The 21,610-nt window shown below is 72.3% G+C and carries 21 protein-coding genes, 1 rRNA gene and 1 pseudogene; 13 read left to right on the forward strand and 10 right to left on the reverse strand.

Annotation, left to right across the window (positions count from 1 at the left end):
- The first annotated feature begins 81 nt into the window (after positions 1 to 81).
- The gene (locus tag BMY19_RS18480; protein ID WP_020093960.1) at positions 82 to 516 is read left to right on the forward strand and encodes a GlcG/HbpS family heme-binding protein; all 435 of its coding nucleotides are present in this window, start codon (positions 82 to 84) and stop codon (positions 514 to 516) included.
- Positions 517 to 571: 55 nt separating this feature from the next.
- Here the strand turns inward: BMY19_RS18480 and BMY19_RS18485 are convergent, their stop codons facing one another.
- Positions 572 to 1,162, reverse strand: a complete 591-nt coding sequence (locus BMY19_RS18485) for a PAS domain-containing protein (protein WP_100252528.1) — start codon at positions 1,160 to 1,162, stop codon at positions 572 to 574.
- Positions 1,163 to 1,623: 461 nt separating this feature from the next.
- On the opposite strand from BMY19_RS18485, the gene BMY19_RS18490 reads away from it, so the two are divergent.
- From BMY19_RS18490 to BMY19_RS18500, 3 genes are all read left to right on the forward strand, one after another.
- Positions 1,624 to 2,910 (forward strand): allantoate amidohydrolase, encoded by a 1,287-nt coding sequence (locus tag BMY19_RS18490; RefSeq protein WP_100252529.1) that lies wholly within the window; start codon positions 1,624 to 1,626, stop codon positions 2,908 to 2,910.
- A 42-nt stretch (positions 2,911 to 2,952) separates the two neighbouring features.
- Entirely contained in the window at positions 2,953 to 3,246 is a 294-nt protein-coding gene (locus tag BMY19_RS18495) for a hypothetical protein (RefSeq protein ID WP_020093957.1), read from the forward strand.
- Between the two features lie 128 nt (positions 3,247 to 3,374).
- Entirely contained in the window at positions 3,375 to 3,830 is a 456-nt protein-coding gene (locus tag BMY19_RS18500; protein WP_020093956.1) for an SRPBCC domain-containing protein, read from the forward strand.
- Positions 3,831 to 3,880: 50 nt separating this feature from the next.
- Here BMY19_RS18500 and BMY19_RS18505 read toward each other — a convergent pair whose 3' ends face one another.
- The gene (locus BMY19_RS18505) at positions 3,881 to 4,132 is read right to left on the reverse strand and encodes a hypothetical protein (RefSeq protein WP_020093955.1); all 252 of its coding nucleotides are present in this window, start codon (positions 4,130 to 4,132) and stop codon (positions 3,881 to 3,883) included.
- Between the two features lie 152 nt (positions 4,133 to 4,284).
- Here BMY19_RS18505 and BMY19_RS18510 point away from each other — a divergent pair, with 152 nt between their 5' ends.
- The 3 genes from BMY19_RS18510 (at position 4,285) to BMY19_RS18520 (ending at position 6,278) form a co-directional block, all read left to right on the forward strand.
- Entirely contained in the window at positions 4,285 to 5,070 is a 786-nt protein-coding gene (locus BMY19_RS18510; protein WP_100252530.1) for a spermidine synthase, read from the forward strand.
- A 98-nt stretch (positions 5,071 to 5,168) separates the two neighbouring features.
- Positions 5,169 to 5,375, forward strand: coding sequence for a hypothetical protein (locus BMY19_RS18515; protein ID WP_042670101.1), 207 nt, complete (start codon positions 5,169 to 5,171; stop codon positions 5,373 to 5,375).
- Positions 5,376 to 5,858: 483 nt separating this feature from the next.
- A complete protein-coding gene (locus tag BMY19_RS18520) occupies positions 5,859 to 6,278 on the forward strand; it encodes a hypothetical protein (RefSeq protein ID WP_244534950.1) in 420 nt (139 codons plus the stop codon).
- A 15-nt stretch (positions 6,279 to 6,293) separates the two neighbouring features.
- On the opposite strand, the gene BMY19_RS18525 is transcribed toward BMY19_RS18520, so the two are convergent.
- Positions 6,294 to 6,656 (reverse strand): cupredoxin domain-containing protein, encoded by a 363-nt coding sequence (locus BMY19_RS18525; RefSeq protein ID WP_100252532.1) that lies wholly within the window; start codon positions 6,654 to 6,656, stop codon positions 6,294 to 6,296.
- A gap of 176 nt (positions 6,657 to 6,832) precedes the next feature.
- Complete coding sequence (locus tag BMY19_RS18530) at positions 6,833 to 7,789, reverse strand: LysR family transcriptional regulator (protein ID WP_026605047.1); 957 nt, start codon at positions 7,787 to 7,789, stop codon at positions 6,833 to 6,835.
- A gap of 101 nt (positions 7,790 to 7,890) precedes the next feature.
- On the opposite strand from BMY19_RS18530, the gene BMY19_RS18535 reads away from it, so the two are divergent.
- Genes BMY19_RS18535 through BMY19_RS18545 form a run of 3 tightly spaced genes read left to right on the forward strand, consistent with a single transcriptional unit; the run spans position 7,891 to position 9,702 of the window.
- Positions 7,891 to 8,511, forward strand: coding sequence for a YceI family protein (locus tag BMY19_RS18535; RefSeq protein ID WP_020093950.1), 621 nt, complete (start codon positions 7,891 to 7,893; stop codon positions 8,509 to 8,511).
- A 16-nt stretch (positions 8,512 to 8,527) separates the two neighbouring features.
- Complete coding sequence (locus BMY19_RS18540) at positions 8,528 to 9,133, forward strand: cytochrome b (RefSeq protein WP_100252533.1); 606 nt, start codon at positions 8,528 to 8,530, stop codon at positions 9,131 to 9,133.
- Positions 9,130 to 9,702, forward strand: a complete 573-nt coding sequence (locus BMY19_RS18545; RefSeq protein ID WP_100252534.1) for a YceI family protein — start codon at positions 9,130 to 9,132, stop codon at positions 9,700 to 9,702. The genes BMY19_RS18540 and BMY19_RS18545 overlap by 4 nt, the downstream gene beginning before the upstream one ends.
- A 164-nt stretch (positions 9,703 to 9,866) precedes the next feature.
- On the opposite strand, the gene BMY19_RS18550 is transcribed toward BMY19_RS18545, so the two are convergent.
- The 3 genes from BMY19_RS18550 to BMY19_RS18560 all read right to left on the reverse strand — a co-directional run bounded on the left by BMY19_RS18550 (position 9,867) and on the right by BMY19_RS18560 (position 14,068).
- Positions 9,867 to 10,445 carry a GNAT family N-acetyltransferase gene (locus tag BMY19_RS18550; RefSeq protein ID WP_100252535.1) on the reverse strand — a complete coding sequence of 193 codons (579 nt, stop codon included), beginning with the start codon at positions 10,443 to 10,445 and terminating at the stop codon, positions 9,867 to 9,869.
- Complete coding sequence (locus tag BMY19_RS18555) at positions 10,445 to 12,790, reverse strand: Orn/Lys/Arg family decarboxylase (protein ID WP_100252536.1); 2,346 nt, start codon at positions 12,788 to 12,790, stop codon at positions 10,445 to 10,447. The genes BMY19_RS18550 and BMY19_RS18555 overlap by 1 nt, the downstream gene beginning before the upstream one ends.
- 297 nt (positions 12,791 to 13,087) lie before the next feature.
- Positions 13,088 to 14,068, reverse strand: coding sequence for a hydroxyacid dehydrogenase (locus BMY19_RS18560; RefSeq protein WP_100252537.1), 981 nt, complete (start codon positions 14,066 to 14,068; stop codon positions 13,088 to 13,090).
- Positions 14,069 to 14,647: 579 nt separating this feature from the next.
- Here BMY19_RS18560 and BMY19_RS18565 point away from each other — a divergent pair.
- Together BMY19_RS18565 and BMY19_RS18570 are read left to right on the forward strand one after the other, a co-directional pair.
- The gene (locus BMY19_RS18565) at positions 14,648 to 16,777 is read left to right on the forward strand and encodes a TonB-dependent receptor (RefSeq protein ID WP_100252538.1); all 2,130 of its coding nucleotides are present in this window, start codon (positions 14,648 to 14,650) and stop codon (positions 16,775 to 16,777) included.
- A gap of 153 nt (positions 16,778 to 16,930) precedes the next feature.
- On the forward strand, positions 16,931 to 17,686 hold the full coding sequence (locus BMY19_RS18570) for a hypothetical protein (protein WP_100252539.1): 756 nt from the start codon (positions 16,931 to 16,933) through the stop codon (positions 17,684 to 17,686).
- Between the two features lie 9 nt (positions 17,687 to 17,695).
- Here BMY19_RS18570 and metB read toward each other — a convergent pair whose 3' ends face one another.
- The 3 genes and pseudogenes from metB to BMY19_RS18585 all read right to left on the reverse strand — a co-directional run bounded on the left by metB (position 17,696) and on the right by BMY19_RS18585 (position 20,614).
- Positions 17,696 to 18,856 (reverse strand): cystathionine gamma-synthase, encoded by a 1,161-nt coding sequence (gene metB / locus BMY19_RS18575; RefSeq protein ID WP_100252550.1) that lies wholly within the window; start codon positions 18,854 to 18,856, stop codon positions 17,696 to 17,698.
- 59 nt (positions 18,857 to 18,915) lie between these two features.
- On the reverse strand, positions 18,916 to 19,518 hold the full coding sequence (locus BMY19_RS18580) for a cytochrome b (RefSeq protein ID WP_100252540.1): 603 nt from the start codon (positions 19,516 to 19,518) through the stop codon (positions 18,916 to 18,918).
- Positions 19,515 to 20,614 (reverse strand): annotated as a pseudogene (locus tag BMY19_RS18585) (catalase family peroxidase). Before BMY19_RS18585 ends, BMY19_RS18580 begins: the two are co-directional and overlap by 4 nt.
- Before the next feature lie 837 nt (positions 20,615 to 21,451).
- Here BMY19_RS18585 and BMY19_RS18590 point away from each other — a divergent pair.
- A 16S ribosomal RNA gene (locus BMY19_RS18590) occupies positions 21,452 to 21,610 on the forward strand; the annotation flags it as partial.

Raw genomic sequence — 21,610 nt, forward strand, 5'->3', positions numbered from 1 at the left:
TGCCGATCTGCGGTTGATCTTGCATCGACCGCTTCAAACCGTCACAGGCTGTCGCGCCAACAACGCGAAGGGGAGTGACCCATGCACGTGACGATCGAGCAGGCCGAGAAGGCGATCGCGGCCGCCCGCGCCAAGGCCGTGGAGCTCGGCACCCAGATGTGCATCGCGGTGGTCGATTCCGGCGGGAACCTCAAGGCGTTCCACCGCATGGACGATGCCTGGGTCGGGTCGATCGACATCGCCCAGAAGAAGGCCAAGACCTCGGTGTTCTTCGGCATGATGACCGGCCAGATCGGCCAGCTGTCGCAGCCGGGCGGGCCGCTCTACGGGATCGAGCACTCCAACGACGGGCTGATCACCTTCCCGGGCGGGATCCCGATCGTCGACGCCGACGGCGTCATGTCGGGCGCCATCGGGGTCAGCGGCTCGACGGTCGAGAACGACCACACCGTCGCGGAGGCCGGCGCCAAGGCCATCGGCCGGACCGAGCTGCCGGCCCATCCCTGGCGGACCTGAGCCGCCGGGGCTCTTCCCGGGAGCTCTTCCCAGGGCCTCTTCCCGGGGGGGCGCGTCAGGGGTCGCGCCGCGCCAGCGCGCGGCCGATCCCGTGGAGCAGCATCCCCGAGACCGAGCGGAGATAGGGGTCGCCGTGGCGCTCCAGCGCCGCGTGGATCTGGATGCCGTGGTCGGCCGCGGTGTTCAGGTCCGCCCCGTCGGTGGTGCCGTGCGTGACGCCGTTCATAGGGCTGTTCACGGCTCCGTTCATGGCCCCGGACTGGATCCCGTGCCGGTGGAGGTCCGTGACGTCGATGTAGGCGCCGCGCCCGCGCAGCAGGCCGTCCGAATCGGGCGTCAGGCAGCCGCGGTTGAGGATCCAGCGGATCTCGCCCGCCCCGGTCACGACGCGGAACTCGAGGGAGACCGGGCCGCCGGTCTGGCGGACGTGGCGGATCCGGCCGAACACCCAGTCCCGGTCGGCCGGGTGGATCCGGCCGAGGGCCGCGTCCAGCGGCAGCGGCGTCCCGGCGAGCCCCGGATCCCCCGCCATCAGCGAGGCCGCGCCCGAATCCAGCATCGACCGGCCGGCCCGGACGTCCGTGTCCCAGATCCCGATGAATCCGGCGGCCTGCAGGGCCGAGGCTGTCGTGGAAGCCAGCACCATGGAATCCCCTCCGAACTGGCTACAATCGACGATTGTACGATGGCGGACAGACTGATCCGCAACACATGCTGTCCGCGAGCCCGAAGTCCAGTATCGGCTGCGCGAACGGCTTTTGACACGGCGTCGCGGCCCCCCGCCACCGGGTTGCATTGCGGATGATCAAGACTTCGGTTCCGGACAATCCCGTTCTCGACAATGCAGGGCCGCTCCGGTGCGGCGCAAAGACCGGATTCACAGCGCCGCCGCGCGGACAGTTCGATCACAAATGATCGGTAGACGCCGCGATCCGGCGGAAATCCGCACTTCGGCCCGTGGATCGCTCCACCGTCGGGCGCCATCGGGCGCCGCCGGCCCGCGAAGCCCGTGGCTCGCGCCGGGCCCGCCCTGGTGCGGGTTGCCGCTGCGCCGTAACTTGCACCTTCCGGTAGGCATCCCGCCGGGAGGCCAGCAGCAGAGACGCCATGGACCGCACGGTGAACCGCACCAACCTCCCGCTCTCGCGGGAGCGGCTCTGGGACAGCCTGATGGAGCTCGCCCGGATCGGCGCGCTGCCCAACGGCGGCAACGACCGGCAGGCCCTGACCGACCGCGACGCCGAGGGGCGCGCCCTGTTCCAGCGCTGGGGCGAGGCGGCGGGGCTGACGCTTACCGTGGACCGGGTCGGCACCATGGTCTTCCACCGGCCCGGGCGCGATCCGGGCCGGAAGCCGGTCGCCGTCGGCAGCCACCTCGACACCCAGCCCACCGGGGGCAAGTTCGACGGGCCGCTGGGCGTCCTCGCCGGGCTGGAGATCATGCGCGCCCTGCAGGAGGCCGGGATCGAGACCGAGGCCCCGCTCCTGCTGATCAACTGGTGCAACGAGGAGGGCGCGCGCTTCGCGCCGCCGATGAGCGGCAGCGGCGTCGCCATGGGCATCGTCCCGGAGGCCGACATCCTGGCGACCCGGGACCTCGCGGGCCACGCCTTCGGCGACGAGCTGCGGCGCATCGGCTGGCAGGGGACGGCGGACCCGGCCGCCCTGCGGGAGATCGGCGCCTATTTCGAGCTTCACATCGAGCAGGGCAAGCGTCTGGAGGAGGCCGGGCTCACCGTCGGGGTGGTCGACCGAGCCCTCGCCCAGATCTGGTACGAGATCACCGTGCTGGGCGAGGAGGCCCATGCCGGCAGCCCCATGGCGGGCCGGCGCGACGCGATGATGGCCGCGGCGGCGCTGATCGCGTCGCTCGAGGGCATCGCGCAGGCGGCGGTCGGCGCCGGCGGGGAGCGCGGCCGCGCCACCGTCGGCGTGCTGCGGGCGGAGCCGGCGAGCCGCAACATCACGCCCGGCCGGGTCTGGTTCAGCCTCGACACCCGCCACGGCGACACCGCGCAGCTGGAGGCGATGGGGGCGCGGATCCGGGCCCGGGCCGATGCCCTGGCGGCGGCGCGCGGCGTCACCGTCCAGGTCGCCGAGTTCTGGCGCGCGCCCCCGACCCCGTTCGACCCGGTCCTGGTGGACCGCGTCCAGGCGGCGGCCGAGGCGCGGGGCCATGCCTGGACGCGGATGCCGACCGCGATCTACCACGACGCCGTCTACTGCGCCCGCGCGGTGCCGGCGGCCCTGGTGTTCTGCCCCTGCCACGGCGGGATCAGCCACAACGAGGCCGAGAGCATCACGCCGGCCTGGGCCGGGGCCGGCCTGGAGGTTCTGGCCGACGCCGTGCTGGCGACGGCGGGCCTCGTCGGCCCCCGAACCGGGCCGGAATGAGCCGCGCCGCCGGCCGCGCACGAACGGAGACCGGGTTCCCGCATGTCCGACGACAACGTCATCCGCCCCGCCTTCGGCGTTCCCCGCAACCCGGCGCCGGAGCCCGATCCGGCCCAGGCGCCCCTGCGCGTCTTCGGCACGGGGGCCGGCCACCGGGTCGGCCTGATCCACGACCCGTCGGCGGTCGAGGGCGACGTCATCCGCATCGTGGTCGGGCCCGAGGACGAGCCGGGGGTCGAGACCGTGGCGCTGCTCCCCGCCGACGCGGAGGCCGAGGCCGAGCGGATCGGCTTCGCCATCCTGCGGGCGCTGGAGGTGGTCGAGGGCGCGGTCTGAGCCGCGCGCTGGATTCGCCGGCTGAACCGCGGTCTGCGCCGCGGTCTGGACCGCGGAGCGGGCGGTGCGCGTTCTCGGAAAGCGGGAGCGGCCGGCGCGAACGGTCGCCGGATCGCCGGGAGGGACGGATGACGGGCGCTCGGATCAGCAGCACGGAGATCGCGATCCCCGCGCGGGCCGGACTGGTCTGGTCCGTGCTGACGGACCTCGATTCCTACCCGGCCTGGAACCCGTACATCCGCAAGGCCGAGGGCCGCCTGCGCGAGGGCGCGCGCTGGCGCCTGGAGCGGACCCTAAACGGCCGCGCCTACCGGGCGCGCCAGGTGACGGTGACCTGCTGGGAGCCCGGCCGGCGGCTCACGTGGCGCGGCGGCATCCCGACGCCGCCCCTGCTCATCGGCGAGCACGAGATCCGGATCACCGAGACCGCCGACGGCGTCCGCCTCGTCCAGGCCGAGACCGTCGCGGGCCTGCTCGCCCCCGGCCTGTTCCCGTGGCTGCGGACGCGCATGCAGGCCCGGTTCGCCGCGATGAACGAGGCCCTGCGCGAGGAGGTCGCGCGCCGGCTGGCCGAGAACGCCTGAGGGCCGGTCTCGGCCGTTCCGGACCGCTCCGGCCTGCACCGGGCCGCCGGTCAGGCGACCGGCTTCGGCTTGACGATCGGCGAGCGGGTCAGGCTCTCGATCGCGCGCCCCGGCCGCCCGGCCTTGCGGGCGATCTCCTCCTCCTGCTCGGCGATGAGCTGCCGGGCAGGCTCGTCGCCGTCGAGGCCGCCGAGGATCTCGGCCGGCACGCGCCGGTTCGAGGCCCGGGACCCGTCCGCGAAGACGATATCGAACAGAACGGAGCCCCGCTCCTGCGGTCTCGACTTGATGCGCTTGGCCATAGGTGCTGATACGCCGCCGGAATCGGTCGCGGCAAGGCGCGGTGCCGGGCGGGGGTGCGCGGCGCGCACGGACGGGCCCGCGCGCCGCCCCGCTCCCGCCGCGATCCCTCCGCCGCCCGCATGACAGGGCGCCGGCAAACGAGGACGCGCGCGTGATACCCTGGGTTCATCTCGATACCGGATCCGTGCCCGGCGGCGGCACCGACCTGCGCCTGATGCGGCGCGGCGACGAGTTCGCCATCATGGCCGACACGATCGAGCTGATGAACAACCGGCGCAGCGGCTCGGAAGTGGCGCTCGCGGCGATGACCTGCGCGCGGCTCCAGGACCGGCCCCGCGCCCGGGTCCTGATCGGCGGCCTCGGCATGGGCTTCACCCTGCGGGCGGCGCTCGAGGGCCTCGGGCCGCAGGCGCAGGTGGTGGTCGCCGAGCTGGTGCCCGCCGTGGTCGCCTGGGCCCGGGGGCCGCTCGCCCACGTCTTCGCCGGCTGCCTGGACGATCCGCGGGTCGACCTGCAGGAGGCCGACGTCAACCGCCTGATCCAGGCCGGACCGGAGCGCTACGACGCGATCCTGCTCGACGTCGACAACGGCCCGGAGGGGCTGATGCGCAAGGCGAACGACCGGCTCTACGACAATTGGGGGCTGAAGCGCGCCCGCTGGGCCCTGCGGCCGGGCGGCATCCTGGGCGTCTGGTCGGGCGCCCCGGACCGGAAGTTCAAGAGCCGCCTGCAGCGCTCTGGCTTCGCGGTCGACGAGCAGCGCGTCCACGCGAGCGGCCGGGGCAGCGGCCCGAAGCACGTGGTCTGGCTCGGGACCCGGACCGAGGGGCGGGTCGAGGGCCCGGGGCAGAGTGACGGGAGGCCGGGCGACGACCGGGCGGCGGGCGGCCCGAGACCGCGCGGACCGGCCCAGGGCCGGCGCCGGCCGGGATGCTAGGGCGGTTTCAGCGCGGGCTGCGGCGGTCCGGAGGACGGGGCTGCCGCGCACGGTCGCACCCCCTGTCCCGGCGCGGGACGCCTCCGCACATTCCCGGCATGGGTGCGACGGGCGGGCATCTCTACACGGTCGAGGTCAGGCCGAGCCGGCATGATCCCGGTCACTTCACCTGGGCGATCCGCGACCGCGGCAAGCTGGTCCGGGGGTCGTACCGCCCGCACACCTCCGAGCACGCGGCGCGCGCCGTCGCGGAAGCCGAGGTCGAGCGCCTGATCGGCCAGGACGGCCGGTCCGGCGGCGCCTAGACCCGCCGCGCGGGGCGATTTCAGGTCCGCCCGAAGGGCATCGCGTCTCGTGATCCCGGCCCGCTCGTGGGCCGGCGCGGCGCCATGCGTAGCTCGCATGGATGTGCGGTCGGACCCGGGTACATATGCATGCCTCCGCGGCGCCCGATCCGTTGCATGCCGCAATGCGGTATCCTATCTTTGCACTGCGGGATGGCGATGGCGTCGCGATCCCGCTGCCCTTCTTGGGCGTTTCCTCCCTAGACTTCGGGCCGCTCCTTCGGGAGTGGCCTTTTTTCTTTCCGCCGGCCGACCCGCCGCGCGGACCGCGCCCCGACGTCTCGACCGCGCGGAACCCGGAGCTTGGCGGTACGTTTTTCCGCCATGGAACACTATCGCTCCACACTTGGGACGACTGCCGTTGCCGTATTCGGGCTGGTGGCGGCCGCGCATATTCTGCATCCGGGCAATTACGAGGTGCAGACGCGTCCCGCGCGTCCTGCCGTGACGGACGCCGCGCCGGTCTCGAAGCCGGCCGCTGCACCGGTCACGCGGAGCGCCTGGGTCGACCCGCCGGCCAAGCTCACCGCGCCGGAGACCACGGGCGCCCTGGCAGCCGCCCCGGCGCCGCGGGTCGCGGCGACGGTCCCGGACACCGCGATGCCGGCTGCCCCGCTCCCCGCCGAGATGGCGCGCCCGGCCGGGCCGCCGCGCAGGACCGCGGCGCACCGCGCGAAGGGGACGGAGCGCGGCGTCCACCGGGCGGCCCGCCTCCGCCACGCCGCCCTCGTCCGCACCGCCGAATCCGACCGGCCGACCGTCACCGCCGCGGCGCCGCAGCCCGCGTCGGCGGCCGCACCGTCGCAGAAGATCGATCCCATCGGCGACATCATCCGCGGTCTCGGATTCGGCCGCGACGGCTGAAGGGCTCCCGAAGGCCTACTCGATGTGGAGGGTGAGCTTCATCTTCGGATGAATGCCGCACTGGATGACGAAATCGCCCGGCTCGGCCAGGGTCAATCGCGTCTCGGTGCCGGGCTCCTGAGTGCCGGCGTCGAACGAGAACCGGTCCGCCTCGATGAAGGCGTGGTGGGTCAGGCGCGCGTCGCCGTTGCGCAGGGCGATGGTGTCGCCGCGGCGCAGGTACAGGTCGGTCGGCATGTACCGGCCCGCCTTCTGCAGCACGATCCGCGTCGTGGCCGGCAGCGAGGCCCGGGCCGTCCCGAGACCGATGGTTGTCCCGATCAGCGCCAGGATCCCGGCGAACACGAGGGCGCGCAGGCACCGGCTGCGGAGGGACATGACCGAGATCCAGACATGACGCGCTGCGGGCCGGACCCTCGGGGCCCTGGCCGTGCGGCCGAGCTTGCCGCCGCGTCGCAGCATGCGCGCAGCCTCTCAACCGGGCGCTACGATATCCGGTAAAAATTTATCGAGTTGGGCCGCTGTAGAGCGCATATACAGATAAAGAAATCTATTTATCTGTATTCGCCGTCTGATCCCGCGCTGTCGCGGGGGCATCCACGCGAGGCCAGGACGGTCCGGACATGCTCGCGGAAGACCTGGACGCGGGCCGGCAGCTCGCGCCCGGCCAGGGTGACGGCACGCAAGGTGCTGCTGCGGGTCGCCCAGGGCCCGAGCACGCGCACGATCTGCCCGGCCTCCACGGCCCGGGCGGCCACGAGGCTCGGGAGATGGCCGATCCCGGCGCCCGCGAGGGTGAGGCGGAGCGCGGTCGCGAAGTCGCTGACCCGGATCGCCGGGCTCAGCGAGAGCGGCTCCGTGCGGCCCTGCCCGTCGGAGAGGGTGAGCCCGGCCGTGCCGATCCGTTCCCGGGCGAGGATCAGGTCGTGGTCGCGCAGGCCCGCGAGGTCCGTCGGGGCCGGGCGGCGCTCCAGGTAGGCGGGGGCGGCGTAGAGGGCGAGCGCCAGGGTCGCGAGGACCATCGCGCGGTAGCCGGTCTCCTCCGCGCCGCCCAGCCGCAGGGCGAGGTCGATCCGGTTGGCCGCGAGGTCGAGGCGCGCGTCGGTGTTGAGCATCTCCACGGTGATCTGCGGGTAGGCGGCCCGGAAGCTCGCGACGATCTCGGGCATCACCTCGATCCCGAAATCGATCGAGGTCGTGATCCGCAGGTGCCCGGCCGGCACCGTGCGGGCGTCGCGAGCGGTCTCGGTCGCCTCGTCGAGGAGCGTCAGGCTCTCCTGGGCCTTGGCGTAGAAGGCGAGGCCCTCGGCGGTCGGCGAGACCGCCCGGGAGGTCCGGGCCATCAGCCGGACGCCCAGAGCCCGCTCCAAGCGGGAGATCCGACGGCTGACGCTGCCCTTGGTCTCCTGCAGCGTCGCGGCCGCGGCCGTCACCGTGCCGAGATCCACGACGGCGCAGAAGGCCCGCACGTCGTCGAGCCCGCCCCGGAAGGTTTCCGTTCTCGCAACCATGGGGTTCCGGATAGCAGGCTCAACCGGTGCCGTGAACGGGTCTACACGGCGGCTGCGGCGCAGCGAATCGCGCTCGGCCGTCTGCTCTGCAGGAGACACCCTTGAAGTCGATTCTCGCCTCCGGCCTGCTGGCCCTGCTGGTCGCCGCCCCGGTCGCCACCCCCGCGCTGGCCCAGACCCCACCGACCCGCGACCCGGCGCAGATCCAGGCCGGCACCTACGCGGTCGATCCCGGCCACACCCAGGTCGGCTGGCGCGTCTCCCACATGGGCTTCTCGAACTACGCCGGCGGCTTCTCGGACGTGTCCGGCACGCTGGAGCTGCAGCCGAAGAACCCGGCCGCCGCCAAGCTCTCGGTGAAGATCCCGGTCGCCTCGGTGACAACGACCAGCGCCAAGCTCACCGACGAGCTCAAGGGCGACCAGTGGCTCGACGCCGCCAAGTTCCCCGACATGACCTTCGTGTCCACCAAGGTCGTGCCGGCCGGCAAGGACCACGCGAAGGTGACGGGCGACCTGACGCTCCACGGCGTGACCAAGCCGGTGACCCTCGACGTCACCCTGGTCGGCGCCGGCGTGAACCCGCTGAGCAAGAAGTACACGGTCGGCTTCGAGGCCACCGGCACGCTCAAGCGCTCCGAGTTCGGGGTGAAGACCTACGTGCCGCTGATCGGCGACGAGTTGCACCTCACCATCGCGGGCGCCTTCGAGAAGCAGGACTGACCTGGGAGAATCCGCCATGGCGCGAGGGGTTTCCGCGCGGCGGTACTCCGCCGTGGCGATCCTGCTGCACTGGGCGAGCGCGCTGGGCGTGCTCGTCCTGATCGGCCTCGGCCTGACGATGACGCACGCGGCCCTGGCACCGCTGCGCCAGTTCCAGCTCTACCAGTGGCACAAGTCGGTCGGGATCACCGTGCTGGCGCTGACGGCCCTGCGGGTCCTCTGGCGCCTGACCCACCGGCCGCCGCCGCACCCCGCGGGCATGCCGGCGCGGGAGCGCCGGGCGGCCGCAGCGGCCCATCACCTGCTGTACCTGCTGCTCGTCGGGCTGCCCCTGACCGGCTGGGCCGTGGTCTCGCTGTCGCCGTTCAACATCCCGACGGTGCTGTACGGGATCGTTCCCTGGCCGCACCTGCCGCTGGCGGCCCTCGTCCCCGACCCGGGCGCCGCCGAGGCCGTCCTGAAGCGGGTCCACGCCCTGGGGGCGTGGTTCCTGGCGGCCCTGCTCGCCGTCCACGTGGCGGCGGCCCTGCGCCACCACCTCCTCCTGCGCGACGACGTGCTGCGCCGCATGCTGCCGGGGCGCCGGGCGTCGACTGCCCCCAATGTGGAGCCGCCCCGATGAACGCGCGTCACCTGTGCCTGCTGGCGGCTCTCCAGGCCGTCACCCTGCCGGCCGCCGCCGCCGAGTGGGCGGTTGATCCGGCCAGGAGCGCGATCCGGTTCTCCGGCGTGCAGGTCGGCGTCCCGTTCACCGGGCGGTTCGAGCGGTTCAAGGCCGACATCGATTTCGACCCCGCCAGGCCCGAGGCGGGGCACGCGCTCGTGCTGGTCGACCTCGCCAGCGCGCGGACCGGGGACGTCCAGCGCGACGGGGCCTTGCCGCAGAAGGACTGGTTCGACGTCAAGGCGGGAAGCGAGGCGCGCTTCGAGGCGATCCGCTTCGTCGACAAGGGACAGGGCGACTACGCGGCCGTCGGCACACTGACGATCCGCGGCACGAGCCGGCCGGTGACGCTGCCGTTCCACCTGACCCTCGAGGGTGGCGCGGCGCACGCCGCGGGGCGCGTCGGCCTGGTCCGCACCGAGTTCGGCGTCGGGCAGGGGGCCTGGGCCTCGGGCCAGTGGGTGGCGCTCGAGGTCGGCGTCGAGGTCGACCTCGTCGCCACGCCGAACCCGGCCTCCGGCCACTGAGGTTGGCTCGGGTCGGATCCTTCGGACGTCACGCACTCCGTCATCGCGAGCGCAGCGAAGCGACCCAGGGCAGCGCGCCCTCCATGAGTGTGGCGCTACTGGATCGCTTCGCTGCGCTCGCGATGACGGCGGCCGGGCGTCGGAGGCCGCCCGATCCCGGCCCGCTACCCCGGCCGGTCCTCCGACCCGGTGCCCAGCGCCCGCTGGACCATGACGCTGTCCGACCAATGGCCGTACTTGAAGCCCACCGCCCGCAGGTAGCCGACCCGCTCGAACCCGCAGGCCTCGTGGAGCCGCAGGGAGGCCGCGTTCTCGGCGTCGATGTAGCCGATCATCTGGCGGTAGCCGCCCGCCGCGCAGGCCTCGATCAGGGCCGGCAGCAGCCGCCGGCCGATCCCCGCGTGCAGGTGGTCGGGATGCACGTAGATCGAGTGCTTGAGGGTGTAGCGGTAGGCGGGCCGCTTCCGGAACGGCACCGCGTAGGCGTAGCCCGCCACCGCGCCGTCGCGGTCCGCCACGAGGTGCGGCAGACGCTTCTTGCGCATGGTCTTGCGCCGCCGCTTCAGGTCGTCGGGGAGCAGCCGGTCCTCCTCGGCGACGCCGACATCGCCGACGCCCCGGCTGATGTGGTGCTCGTAGATCGCCACCATGGCCTCGACATCGGCATCCGAGGACGGGCGGATGACGATGTCGGGGCAGGACCGGGCCGGGAGCAGGCCGGGCGTCTCGGCCTCGATCTCCATCAGGCGCCCTCCCGCGCCACGTAGGTGTGGAAGCGGATCCGCCCGTCCGGGTCGACCTCGCGGTAGACGCCCTGGATCTCGGCCTCGAAGCCCGGGAACAGGTTGGCGGACGCCTCGAACATCTTGAAATAGTCGAGCATGGGCTTGGCTCGGTCGTCCAGGCGCTCGCCGGGCAGCACCGTGCCGATGCCCGGGGGATAGACCAGCATCAGCGTGGTGGCGATCCGCCCCTCGGCCTCGGCGATCGGCACGTAGTCGACCTTGTTGCGCGTCAGCAGCTGGGCGGCCCGCTTGGGCGGCATCACCATCTCGGGCAGGTGCTCGGGGGCGAACTGCCGCCGCTGCAGCGTCGAGGTGCCGGCCTCCCGGTGGAACGCGTGGAACTCGCCGCAGAGGTCGCGCAGGCGCACGCCCCGGTAGCGGTTCGGCCGGCGGTTGACGAATTCCGGCATGGCCTCCTCCAGCGGGACGTTGTCGTCGTGGAGCCGCTTGAAGGCGACGAGGCCCGAGATCAGCGTGCCCGCCTTGGAGGATTCCACCCCCGGGGTCAGCAGGAAGAGCAGCGAGTTCAGGTCGTTCTTCTCGGCGACGATCCGGTTCTCACGCAGGTATTGCGCCACGATCGGCGCCGGCACGCCGTGCTGGGCGTAGGCCCCCGTGTGCCGGTCGAAGCCGGGGGTCAGCACGGTGAGCTTGTTCGGGTCGGTGATGGCGTAGCCCGGCGCCACGTGGGTGAAGCCGTGCCAGCGCGCGCCCGGCTTCAGCTCCCAGTGGCGCGGCGTCGTGGCGAGCTCGTCCGTCGGCACGCTCTCCCACGGCACCTCGGCGCCGTCGGCATTCACCGTCACGTCCGGCACGAAGGGGTCGAAGAACCAGCGCCGCGCGGGGTCGCGCTCGTTCTCCTCGAACTCGCGCCGGATCGCCCGGACCTTCTTGCGCCACTCGATCCCGAGCCGGATCGTGTCGTCCCACAGGATCATGCCGGAGCGCCCCTTCATCATCTGGGCACCGACGTCGAGGGAGGCGAACAGCGGGTAGAAGGGCGAGGTCGAGGCGTGGACGAGGAAGCTCTCGTTGAGCCGCTTGTGCTCGACCCGCCGGGTCTGGCCGCGGATGTGGCCGTCGCGGGTGTGGATCTGCGAGGCCTGGGAGAAGCTCGCGAGCTGCTTGTGGGTCGACTGCGTGGCGACGATGCCGGGCGATGTCTCGTCGAGCCCGGTCAGCCCCATGGCGAACCGGCGGGCGTAGAGCGGGTGGAACTTCATGAAGCCCGCCCAGGCCTCATCGAACAGGATGTAGTCGCAGAGGTGGCCGATCTTCTCCAGGATCTCCTGGGCGTCGTAGATCGTGCCGTCGTAGGTGCACTGCTCGATCACCGCGACGCGGAACGGCCGCTCCCGGCGCCACGCCTCCGGGTCGGTCACCAGCGGGTTCCGGCGGATCTTCTCCCGGATCCGGGTCTCATCCAGGGCCTCGTGGAAGATCGGCCCGATCAGCCCGTAGGCGTTGCGGTCGGTCTCCAGAAAGATCGGGATACCGCCGCCCAGGAACAGGGCGCCGTGGTGGGCCGCCTTGTGGTTGTTGCGGTCGAACAGGACGAGGTCGTCCTCGGCCACCAGGGAGGACAGGACGATCTTGTTGGAGGCCGAGGTGCCGTTGAGGACGAAGTAGGTCTTCTCCGCTCCGAAGATCTTGGCGGCCTCCTTCTGGGCCTTCAGCGCCGGGCCCTCGTGGGTCAGCAGGTCGCCGAGATCGAGGACCGAGTTGTCGAGGTCGTCGCGGAAGATCGCCTCGCCGAGGTGCTCCACGAAGATCCGGCCGATCGGCGACCGGTTGTAGAAGATGCCGCCGTTGTGGCCCGGGCAGGTCCAGAGCTGGTTGCCCTTCTCGGCGTAGTCGACGAGCGCGCCGAAGAACGGGGTCTTGAGGGTCTCGGCGTACTGCGTGACCCGGCTGACGAGGCCGCGAGCGATGAATTCCGGCGTCTCCTCGGCGAGGAAGATGTAGCCGTCGATGAAGTCGAGGAGCTCGACCGGGATGTCCTCCAGCCGCTTGCGGCGGACCATGATGACGATCGGCATCTCCAGGCCGCGCCGGCGCATCATGTCGATGAGGGCGGCGGCCTTGCCGTCGAGGCCGCGCTTGCCCCAGTCGACCACGAGGCAGCCGACCGCCGCGTCGGTCTGGACCGCGATGGCCGCGTCCTCGACGCGCCGGGCGCGCACCACCTCGAAGCCGCGCTGCTCCACGGCCGCCACGATCTGGTTGACGCGCGCGCCCTCGAGATCGTCCGGGTCGAAGGCCGGGGCGCACATCAGGACCGTGAAGCGACGGTGGAAGTCCATGGAGCCCTCTCTGGCCTCGGATGCAGCGGGTGGCTTTCCGGCCCGTCTGCGACGATTGCATGACACGGCGCGCGGCGGGCGGTCGCGGTCCGGACGAAACACCGTGAACCGGGCCGGCCACGACCGCCGCGCCGTCAGGATCGGCCGCGGGTCCCCTCTCCCGTGCGGGAGAGGGACAGGGTGAGGGGTGAGACCTCACCAGTGAGGCTCCCCCTCGAATCGCGTCGATCGGGTGCTTGATCCCGAAGCCTCTCGTCCCTCACCCCAACCCTCTCCCGCACGGGAGAGGGGAGACCATCACACCTCGCGCCGCCGCTCCCAGACGTCCGGGTTGACCAGCCCGCCCGGCCGCCGGCCGGCGAGGACGTCGACCACGCGGGTCGCGGCGGTCTCGGCGGTGTGGATCAGGGCCGCCCCGGTGGAGCCGCCGACATGGGGTGTCAGGATCGCCCGGGGCTGGCGGGCCAGCGGGTGGTCGACCGGCAGCGGTTCCTGGGCGAAGACGTCGAGCCCGGCGCCCGCGATCGTGCCCGCCTCCAGCGCCTCCACCAGGGCCGCCTCGTCGATCAGGCCGCCGCGGCTGGTGTTGATCAGGAAGGCCTCCCGCTTCATCCGGGCGAGCTGGTCCCGGCCGATCAGGCCGCGGGTGCCCGGGGTCAGCGGCACGTGCAGGGAGACGATGTCGGATTCCGCCAGGAGCGCGTCGACCGAGGCGGCCCGCAGGGCGCCGGCGTTGGCGAAGTCCGCGTCCGGGCGGCTCGGGCCGTAGGCCAGCACCCGCAGGCCCAGGGCGGCGCCGAGCCGGGCGGTCGCCTGCCCGATCGCCCCGAAGCCGACGAGGCCCAGCGTCAGGCCGGCGAGCTCGATCAGCCGGGCGGTGAACTTGAAGCTGTCGTCGCCGGCCCGGACCGAGCGGTCGGCCTCCGGCAGGGCCTTGGCCAGGGCGAAGATCAGCGCCAGCGTCTGCTCGGCCACCGAGACGGCGTTGGCGCCGGGCGTGTTCACCACCACGATCCCGGCCCCGGTCGCCTCGGCCGTGGCGACGTGGTCGGTGCCGGTGCCGTGCACCCCGATCACCCGCAGGGCCGGCGCCGCCGCGATGGCGCGGGCCGGGAAGCCGGTGTTGCGGGTGATGACGGCGACGCAGTCGGCGACCTCGCGCGCCAGCGTCTTGGGATCGGTCGCGCTCGCCGGGCGCGGCTCCAGGCCGGCCGCGCGCAACCGGTCGAGGCCTGCCGCGTGGATCGGCTGGACGATGAGGCACGGACCGGTGATCACGGGAGAAGACCTCTGCACAAGAGGAGGGGTGACAGGCACGTTTCGCGCCGGGCCCGTCTAGGCGGGGTGGGCAACCCTGGCAACCGGGCGCCCCGATCGCGGCGCCGCGGCCGCCGGTCGGCGCTCCCGCGGGCCCGTCGGGATCCGGTGGTCGCGCGGTCGAACGCCCCGGCGGCCCGACCGGCCGCGCACGATCCACGGGAAATCGCGGCCGGGTCCGGCCTCGGCGGCCTCGTCCGGACCGATGATCCCAGCCGTGCGCCTCGGCCGAGCTGCGGCCCGGCCCTCCGTGAAATCGCCGCCCCGATCGCGCGAAGATGGTCGCGTCATTGATAAACACGATGTCCTGAAATACATCTATGTATATACGACAATAAATATCTATAATGTTCGATCAGCGCTGCGATCGCACTGTAGAGTTGTAATTTCTCCAAATGTATTTTTGACACATGTAGAGATATTTGCTGCCTTGCTCCGTGATTCGGAGCCATCGTCACGACAATGCAGTCCCACGACTTTTCAGTACCTGTTTCCGCGCGGAACCGGCGCCGGCGGCGCGCGGCCCGGCCGGTTCTCCCGATGGCTGTCCTGCTGGGCTTCGTCGGTTCCGGGCCGCACGCCGCCCGCGCCGAGGAGGCCGGGGCCGGCCGGGACATCCAGCTCGACGAGCTGTCGGTCGCGAGCGCGGCCGCGCCGCGCGGCCCGGTCCCGGCTTATGCCGGTGGTCAGGTGGCGCGGGGCGGGCGCCTCGGCCTTCTGGGCGATACCGAGACCCAGAAGGCGCCCTTCAGCATCGCCAGCTACACCGACACGCTCATCCGGGACCGGCAGGCGCGGACGGTGTCCGAGACCCTGGTCCTCGATCCGTCGGTGCGCGCCACGCAGACCACGGGGGCGCCGTTCGACTCCTTCTCCATCCGGGGCTTCCCCTCGAACGAGAACACCAGCGGCGAGGTCGCCTTCGACGGGCTCTACGGCGTCGCCCCGAGCTTCCGCATCTTCACCGACTACGTGGAGCGCATCGAGGTCCTGAAGGGGCCGTCCGCCGCCCTCACGGGGGTGTCGCCGAACGGCGCGGTCGGCGGCGTGGTCAACATCGTCCCCAAGCGCGCCGGCGCGGACCTGACCCGCGTCACCCTGGATTACGGCTCGACCGCCTGGGGCGGCAGCCAGGTCGACGTCGCCCGCCGCTGGGGGCCTGGCCGGGAATGGGGCGCCCGCGTCGTCGGCAGCCTGCACGGCGGCGCCACGCCCTTCGACCGCCAGACCGAGACGACCGGCGTCGGGGCCCTGGCCCTCGACTACCAGGGTGACCGGTTCCGCGCGTGGCTCTACCTGCTGGCGCAGACCGACCGCTTCAACGCGCCGCTGCGCCCGTTCCTCCTGCGGGCCGGCGTGCCCGTACCGCGGGCGCCCGACGGCCGCCTGAACCTGACCCAGCCCTGGGAATACTCGGACGTCGACGATCGCGGCGGTCTGCTGCGCACCGAGTACGACCTGACCGATCAAGTCACGCTGTTCGCGGATGTCGGCGGCGGGCAGACCGGAGTGGAGCGCTACTTCCAGTCGGCGCCGACGATCCTCAATGGCCGCGGCGACACGACCAGCACGCCGCAATTCTACGCGCTGGGCGTCGACCGGCTCACCTACGACGGTGGCGTCCGGGCCCGGTTCGAGACCGGCTTCATCCGGCACGCCCTGACCGTGCAGGGCTCCGTGTACGACGAGGCGACGGCACGGCGGTTCTCGCCCGGCCGGGGCGCCTACCTGTCGAACCTCTACGCGCCGACCCTCGTCCCGTACATCGCGCCGATCTACGGCGTCGGCCGGCCCCGCCTGTCCGACAGCACCCTGTCGGGGATCGCGGTGGCCGACACGCTGTCGGCCCTCGACGAGCGCGTCCTGCTGACGCTGGGCGTGCGCCGCCAGCGCGTGGAGGCGCACAACTACGTGTCGAATGTCGGCACGCTCACCTCGTCCTACGACAAGAGCGCCACGACCCCGATGGTCGGCCTCGTGGTGCGGCCCTGGGACTCGGTCTCGCTCTACGGCAACTATATCGAGGGCCTGAGCCGCGGCGACGTGGCCCCGGCGGTGGCGACCAATTCCGGCACGATCCTGGAGCCCTACGTGGCCAGACAGGTCGAGGCGGGCGTGAAGCTCGATCTCGGCCGGTTCGGCGCCACGCTCGGCGCCTTCCGGATCACGAAGCCCGCGGGCGAGCTCGGCCCGCAGGGGCGCTTCGCGGCGACCGCCGAGCAGCGCGTCGGCGGGCTCGAGCTGAGCCTGTTCGGCGAGATCACCCCGCAGGTACGGGTGGTCGGCGGCGTGACCCTGCTCGACGGACGCCTCGTCAGGACGGCGCTCGCCGCCAATCGCGGGAACCGGCCGATCGGCGTGCCGGAGGTCCAGGCGAGCCTGGGGGCCGAGTGGGACCTGCCCGGGTTGCCCGGCCTGACGCTCAACGGCGCGGTCATCTATACCGGGCGGCAGTTCGTCGACCTCGCGAACACCCAGGCCCTGCCGGACTGGGCCCGCCTCGACCTCGGCCTGCACTACACGACGCGCGTCGCCGAGCGGCCGACGACCTTCCGGGCCAGCGTCCTCAACGTGACCGACGCGCGGTACTGGACCGGGGTCGCCTCGTTCGGCACCTTCTTCCAGGGCGCGCCGCGCACCTACCTCCTGTCGATGGCGGTGGATCTCTGAGCCGGACCGGTGCGGCCGCGCCGGGCCTGCCGAGCAGCACGATGTTTCACGGGAAACATTTTCTTAACCCCGAGCGGCGACCGCGCGGGACCGGCGAGCTGTTGCACCGGCGCCGTCGCGGCGCCGCGCCGGCCGGGTTACCATCGGTCCGGCATGACGACATCGAGCTGGCGCACCCTCCGCAACGTGCAGGCCCGGAAACGGCTGGAGAAGGCCCTGCCGGCCATCTTCCCGGCGCCGGTCCTGCAGCACGCCCTCGCGCGGCCCCTGATCCCGCCGACGCCGCGGCTCGCCGTCGAGAGCTACTGGCGCAACCACATCCTCCGGGCCGACCGGCTCGCCCGGGCGCTGGCGGCCCGCTCCGGCACGCCCGAGGGCTGGGCGTGGCAGATCGGGGCCGAGGGGCGGGCCGGGAGCTTCCGCACGCCGCCCGCGCCGTTCCGCGATCCGGCCTTCGCCCGCGGGCGGGGCGCCTGCTGCATCTGCGGCCAGCCAGTCTACCGGTTCGGCTGGCACCGGGATCTCTGGGCGCGCGGCGCGCCCAACACCAATGCCGGCTGGCACGCGGCCTGTGTCGCGGCGTGGAAATTCTGGATCGCGCCGCACGCCCAGGTCCGGGCGCTCAAGCTCCGCCAGCGCCACCGCTGCACCACCACCGGCAAGCGCCTGCTGAAGACCGCCGAGGTCGACCACCTGCTGCCGCTCTACCGGGTCTGGCGCGAGCACCGCGACGCGCCCTGGCCGGAGCTCCTCGGCTACTGGGGCGCGCCGAACCTGCGGGTGGTCAACCGCGCCGCCCATCTCGACAAGTGCCGCGACGAGGCGGCCGAGCGCTCCCGGACCGTGCAGCGCGCCCGTTTCCGGGTTGTCGAGGACGAATCCGGGTTCAGCGTGGTCGAGGAGGAGTGACCGGCCGGCTCAGCCCTCCAGGGCCTGGAAGGCCCGCCCCAGATCGGCCAGCAGGTCGGCCTCCGCCTCCAGGCCGACCGACAGGCGCAGCAGCCCGTCGGTGATGCCCGCGATGGCGCGGGCCTCCGGGTCCATCGCCGCGTGCGTCATGGTCGGCGGATGGGCGATCAGGCTCTCGACGCCGCCGAGCGACTCGGCCAGCGTGAAGACCCGCAGGGCCTCCACGAAGGTCCTCACCGCGTCGCGGCCGCCGGCCAGCTCGAAGCTCAGCATCGCCCCGAAGCCCGCCTGCTGCGCCTTGGCCAGGGCGTGCCCCGGATGCGTCGGCAGGCCCGGATAGTGGACCCGGGCCACCGCCGGATGGGCGTCGAGGAAGGCCGCCAGGGCCGCGGCGTTGCGCTGCTGCTGCTCTACCCGGACGAACAGGGTGCGCAGGCCGCGGAGCGTCAGGTAGGCGTCGAGGGGCGAGCCGGTGACGCCGATCGTGTTCGCCCAGGCGGCGAGGTCCTCGCCCATCGCCTTGTCGGCGGCGATCACGGCCCCGCCGATCACGTCGGAATGGCCGTTCAGGAACTTGGTGGTGGAGTGGACGACGAGGTCTGCCCCGAGGGCGATCGGCTGCTGCAGGGCGGGCGATAGGAAGGTGTTGTCCACCACCGCCAGCGCGCCGGCCGCCTTCGCGTCCGCGGTGATCCGCCGGACATCGACCACGCGCATCAGCGGGTTGCTCGGGGTCTCGATCAGCACGACCTTCGGTCCCTGGGCCAGGGCCGCCGCCAGCGCGTCCGGATCGGTCTGGTCGACGAAGGCGACGCGGTAATGGCCCCGCTCCGCGCGGAAGCTGAGCAGGCGGTGCGTTCCGCCGTAGCAATCGTGCGGCGCGACCAGGAGATCGCCGGGCCGCAGGCTCGACAGGGCGAGGTCGAGGGCTGCCATGCCGCTCGCCACCAGGACGGCGCAGGCGCCGCCCTCGAGCTTGGCGATCGTGTCGGCCAGCGCGTCCCGGGTCGGATTGCCCAGGCGCGAGTAATCGTAGGGGCCGGGCTGCTCGAAGGCCGGGAACTTGAAGGTCGTCGACAGGTGGATCGGCGCGATCACCGCACCGAAGGCCGCGTCCTGGGCCACGCCGTTGGCCGCCGCGACGGTACGCGCCGCTAATCCCTCTGACATCGCCTCGTCCTCCACGCAGAGATCGCCCGTCCCGTCCGACCAGATCGGGCGAGCGTTCTTTATGGAGAACGGATCAGACTTTCAAGAGAACGATAGAGTCGTTTCGGCGGCTCGGTGGTCCTGGCCGGTGTCGAACGCCAGGGCGCCATGCTGGCGAAGACCCCGTCCCGGCGGATCAGCGCGTGCAGCAGCGCCGCCGCCAGATGCGCGAGGATCAGGGCGAACAGCCCGTAGGCCAGCACGGTGTGGAGCCGGCGCAGGGCCGCGTACAGGATCGGGTCCTGCGGCAGGATCGGCGGCAGGACCACCGAACCGGCGAGGATGACGGGGTAGCGCGCCGCCGACAGCATCGCCCAGCCGATCAGCGGCATGGCCAGCATCAGGCCGTAGAGCAGGATGTGCGAGGCGTGGGCCGCGCGCTTCTGCCAGCCCGGAAGATCGGCCGGCAGGGGCGGCGGGGCATGGCGCCAGCGATAGGCGAGTCGGAGCCCGGCGAGGACCAGGATCAGGATCCCGAGCGGCCGGTGCAGGGCCACGAGGGCGCCGTACTCGGCGAGCGACGCCACCATGGCGACGCCGATCAGCAGCATGGCTAGGATCAGCGCTGCCATGGTCCAGTGGAGCAGGCGGGCGGGCCGGTCGAAGCGGTCGGGCTCGGTCACAGGGCGGCTCCGTGGATCGCGGCGCCGGTGACAGCGCTCGGGGTCTTGGCCTCGCCGGACCGGCGGGAGACGGATCGCGCGTAGGCCGCCGACCGGGCGCTCAGCAGCGGGTCGTCGCTCGGCGCGATGCCGTCCGGCAGCACCAGCGGATCGAAGTTGACGTCGCGGCAGCTGGCGGCGGCCTCCGGCGTCGCCGCCGTGAGCGTCAGGGTGCCGACATCGACCGTCTCGCGGTCGGCCGGCCAGGGCCGCGTCGCGTCGGCGGTCGGGTCGCCGGCCTGGCCGAGCGTGACGATCAGGTGCCAGTGCCGGGGACCCTGGGCCAGCTGCGCGGCGAGCGCGTCGAACAGGGCGTTCGCGCCGCCCGGTGCGGCCTCGGCCGCCGGCGCCGGGTCGGGGACCATGGCCCAGCGCACCGGCCGGGCGGCGCCGTCCGCGGCGACGAACCGGAAGGCGTTGAGGCTCCAGTAGGTGCTGTCGGCGAAGCCCGCGGTCACGGTCCGCGCCTTGATCAGCGCGGCGGCCTTCGCGCTCTCCGGATGGTCCGCGAAGAAGGCCTTCAGGCGCTCCGGATCCGGCTTGCCGGTGGCCGGATCGGGCTTGGCCGCGAGGAGCTGCGCGTAGAAGGCCTCGGGTGTGCGCACCGGAAAGACCGGGATGTTGTTCATGCCGGTGCGCCACTCCTCGCCGTCCGGCAGCCGGAAGCGCAGGGCGAGGCTGCGCACGGTGGCGGCGGCGTCGGCCGCGTAGGGCTGGCCGCCGGCCAGCGCCACCCGCCCCTCGACCGGCGTCACGCGTTCCGCCGCGAACACGCCCGCCTTCGAGAGGCGCGCGCCCGCGCCGTTGCTCGTGAAGCGGCCCGCGACGCACATCCCCTTGGCGTGGTTGCGCCGGAAGCCGGGATGCGGTCCGTTCACCTGCTCGAACCGGTCGATGATCCGGGCCGGCGTGAGCTGGCCGGGCGAGAGCCAGCCGCCGGCATACGCGAAGTGCCGGCGGTCCCGGCCAGGGCCGCGCCGATGGCGGAGAGGCGCAGGAGCAGGGCGGTCCCGGTCATGCCGGGGGACGCACCCGTGAGATCGTGCAGCAGCGTCATCGAGTCCCTCAGGATCAACCGCGATCACGCCTCTTCGCGCACCCGCCGCGATGGTTTCAGGCGGTGTGGGTCGTGCGCAGCGCCGGGGGGAGCACCCGCGTCGACCGGTGGGGGTGCGGCCCGTCGAGCGGGCCGGCCGCGATCCGCGAGCCGTGCGTCCCGGTCGGGGCCGCCCCGCGCTCGGCCCCTTGCGCCAGGCGGTTCGGGCCCTTAGATCCGTCTCACCGGTCACGACGGCACGTCGTCCGCCGGGACTTCCTCAGCATTACCGGCCAGCACCGATCCTTCCGGATCGCGACGCCGTCGGGCGCGAGCGCAGGCTCGACCCGGACCGGGTGCGTGAGGGAGCGTCCATCGTCCAGCGCCGCACCGAAGGGCCTCCGGGCCGTTCCGCGTCGCGCCCTGTCGACGGAGGCACCGAGATCCGGTTCGGCCGGTTCGGTTCCGTCGCCGGGGAAAAGGGTGGTTGACAGGAAAGTCCGGGGCAGCTTATACGGCGCCTCCCGACGCGGTCCGGAAGAAAAACGGAGCGGGTTGGACGGACTTACCGAGATTTAAAAAAGTAGATCTGGCGAAAGCCGAGGTACTTGACTTCTTCTCGACCGGTAATTACGAGAGTGATTACTGATCTTTGACAAGTTGGAATGAGGAAGGGAGACGCGGGCGGCGTTTGTCCTTGCGGCTAGGTCGAGAGATCTAGCGTGAGTAGACTTGTGCCGATCTGTTGTTCTTCTTTCTGAGCTCACCGACGGGTGTTCTGGCGCTGTGAAGCGTCTGGCACTTGGTCGATGTGAGGCTCCGTCTGAGAATATACGTGATCGGCCAGATCAATCTCTTCAACGTGAGAGTTTGATCCTGGCTCAGAGCGAACGCTGGCGGCAGGCTTAACACATGCAAGTCGAGCGGGCCCTTCGGGGTCAGCGGCGGACGGGTGAGTAACGCGTGGGAACGTGCCTTCTGGTTCGGAATAACCCTGGGAAACTAGGGCTAATACCG

The sequence above is a fragment of the Methylobacterium sp. UNC300MFChir4.1 genome (genome assembly GCF_900110155.1).
Classification (GTDB): Bacteria; Pseudomonadota; Alphaproteobacteria; order Rhizobiales; family Beijerinckiaceae; genus Methylobacterium.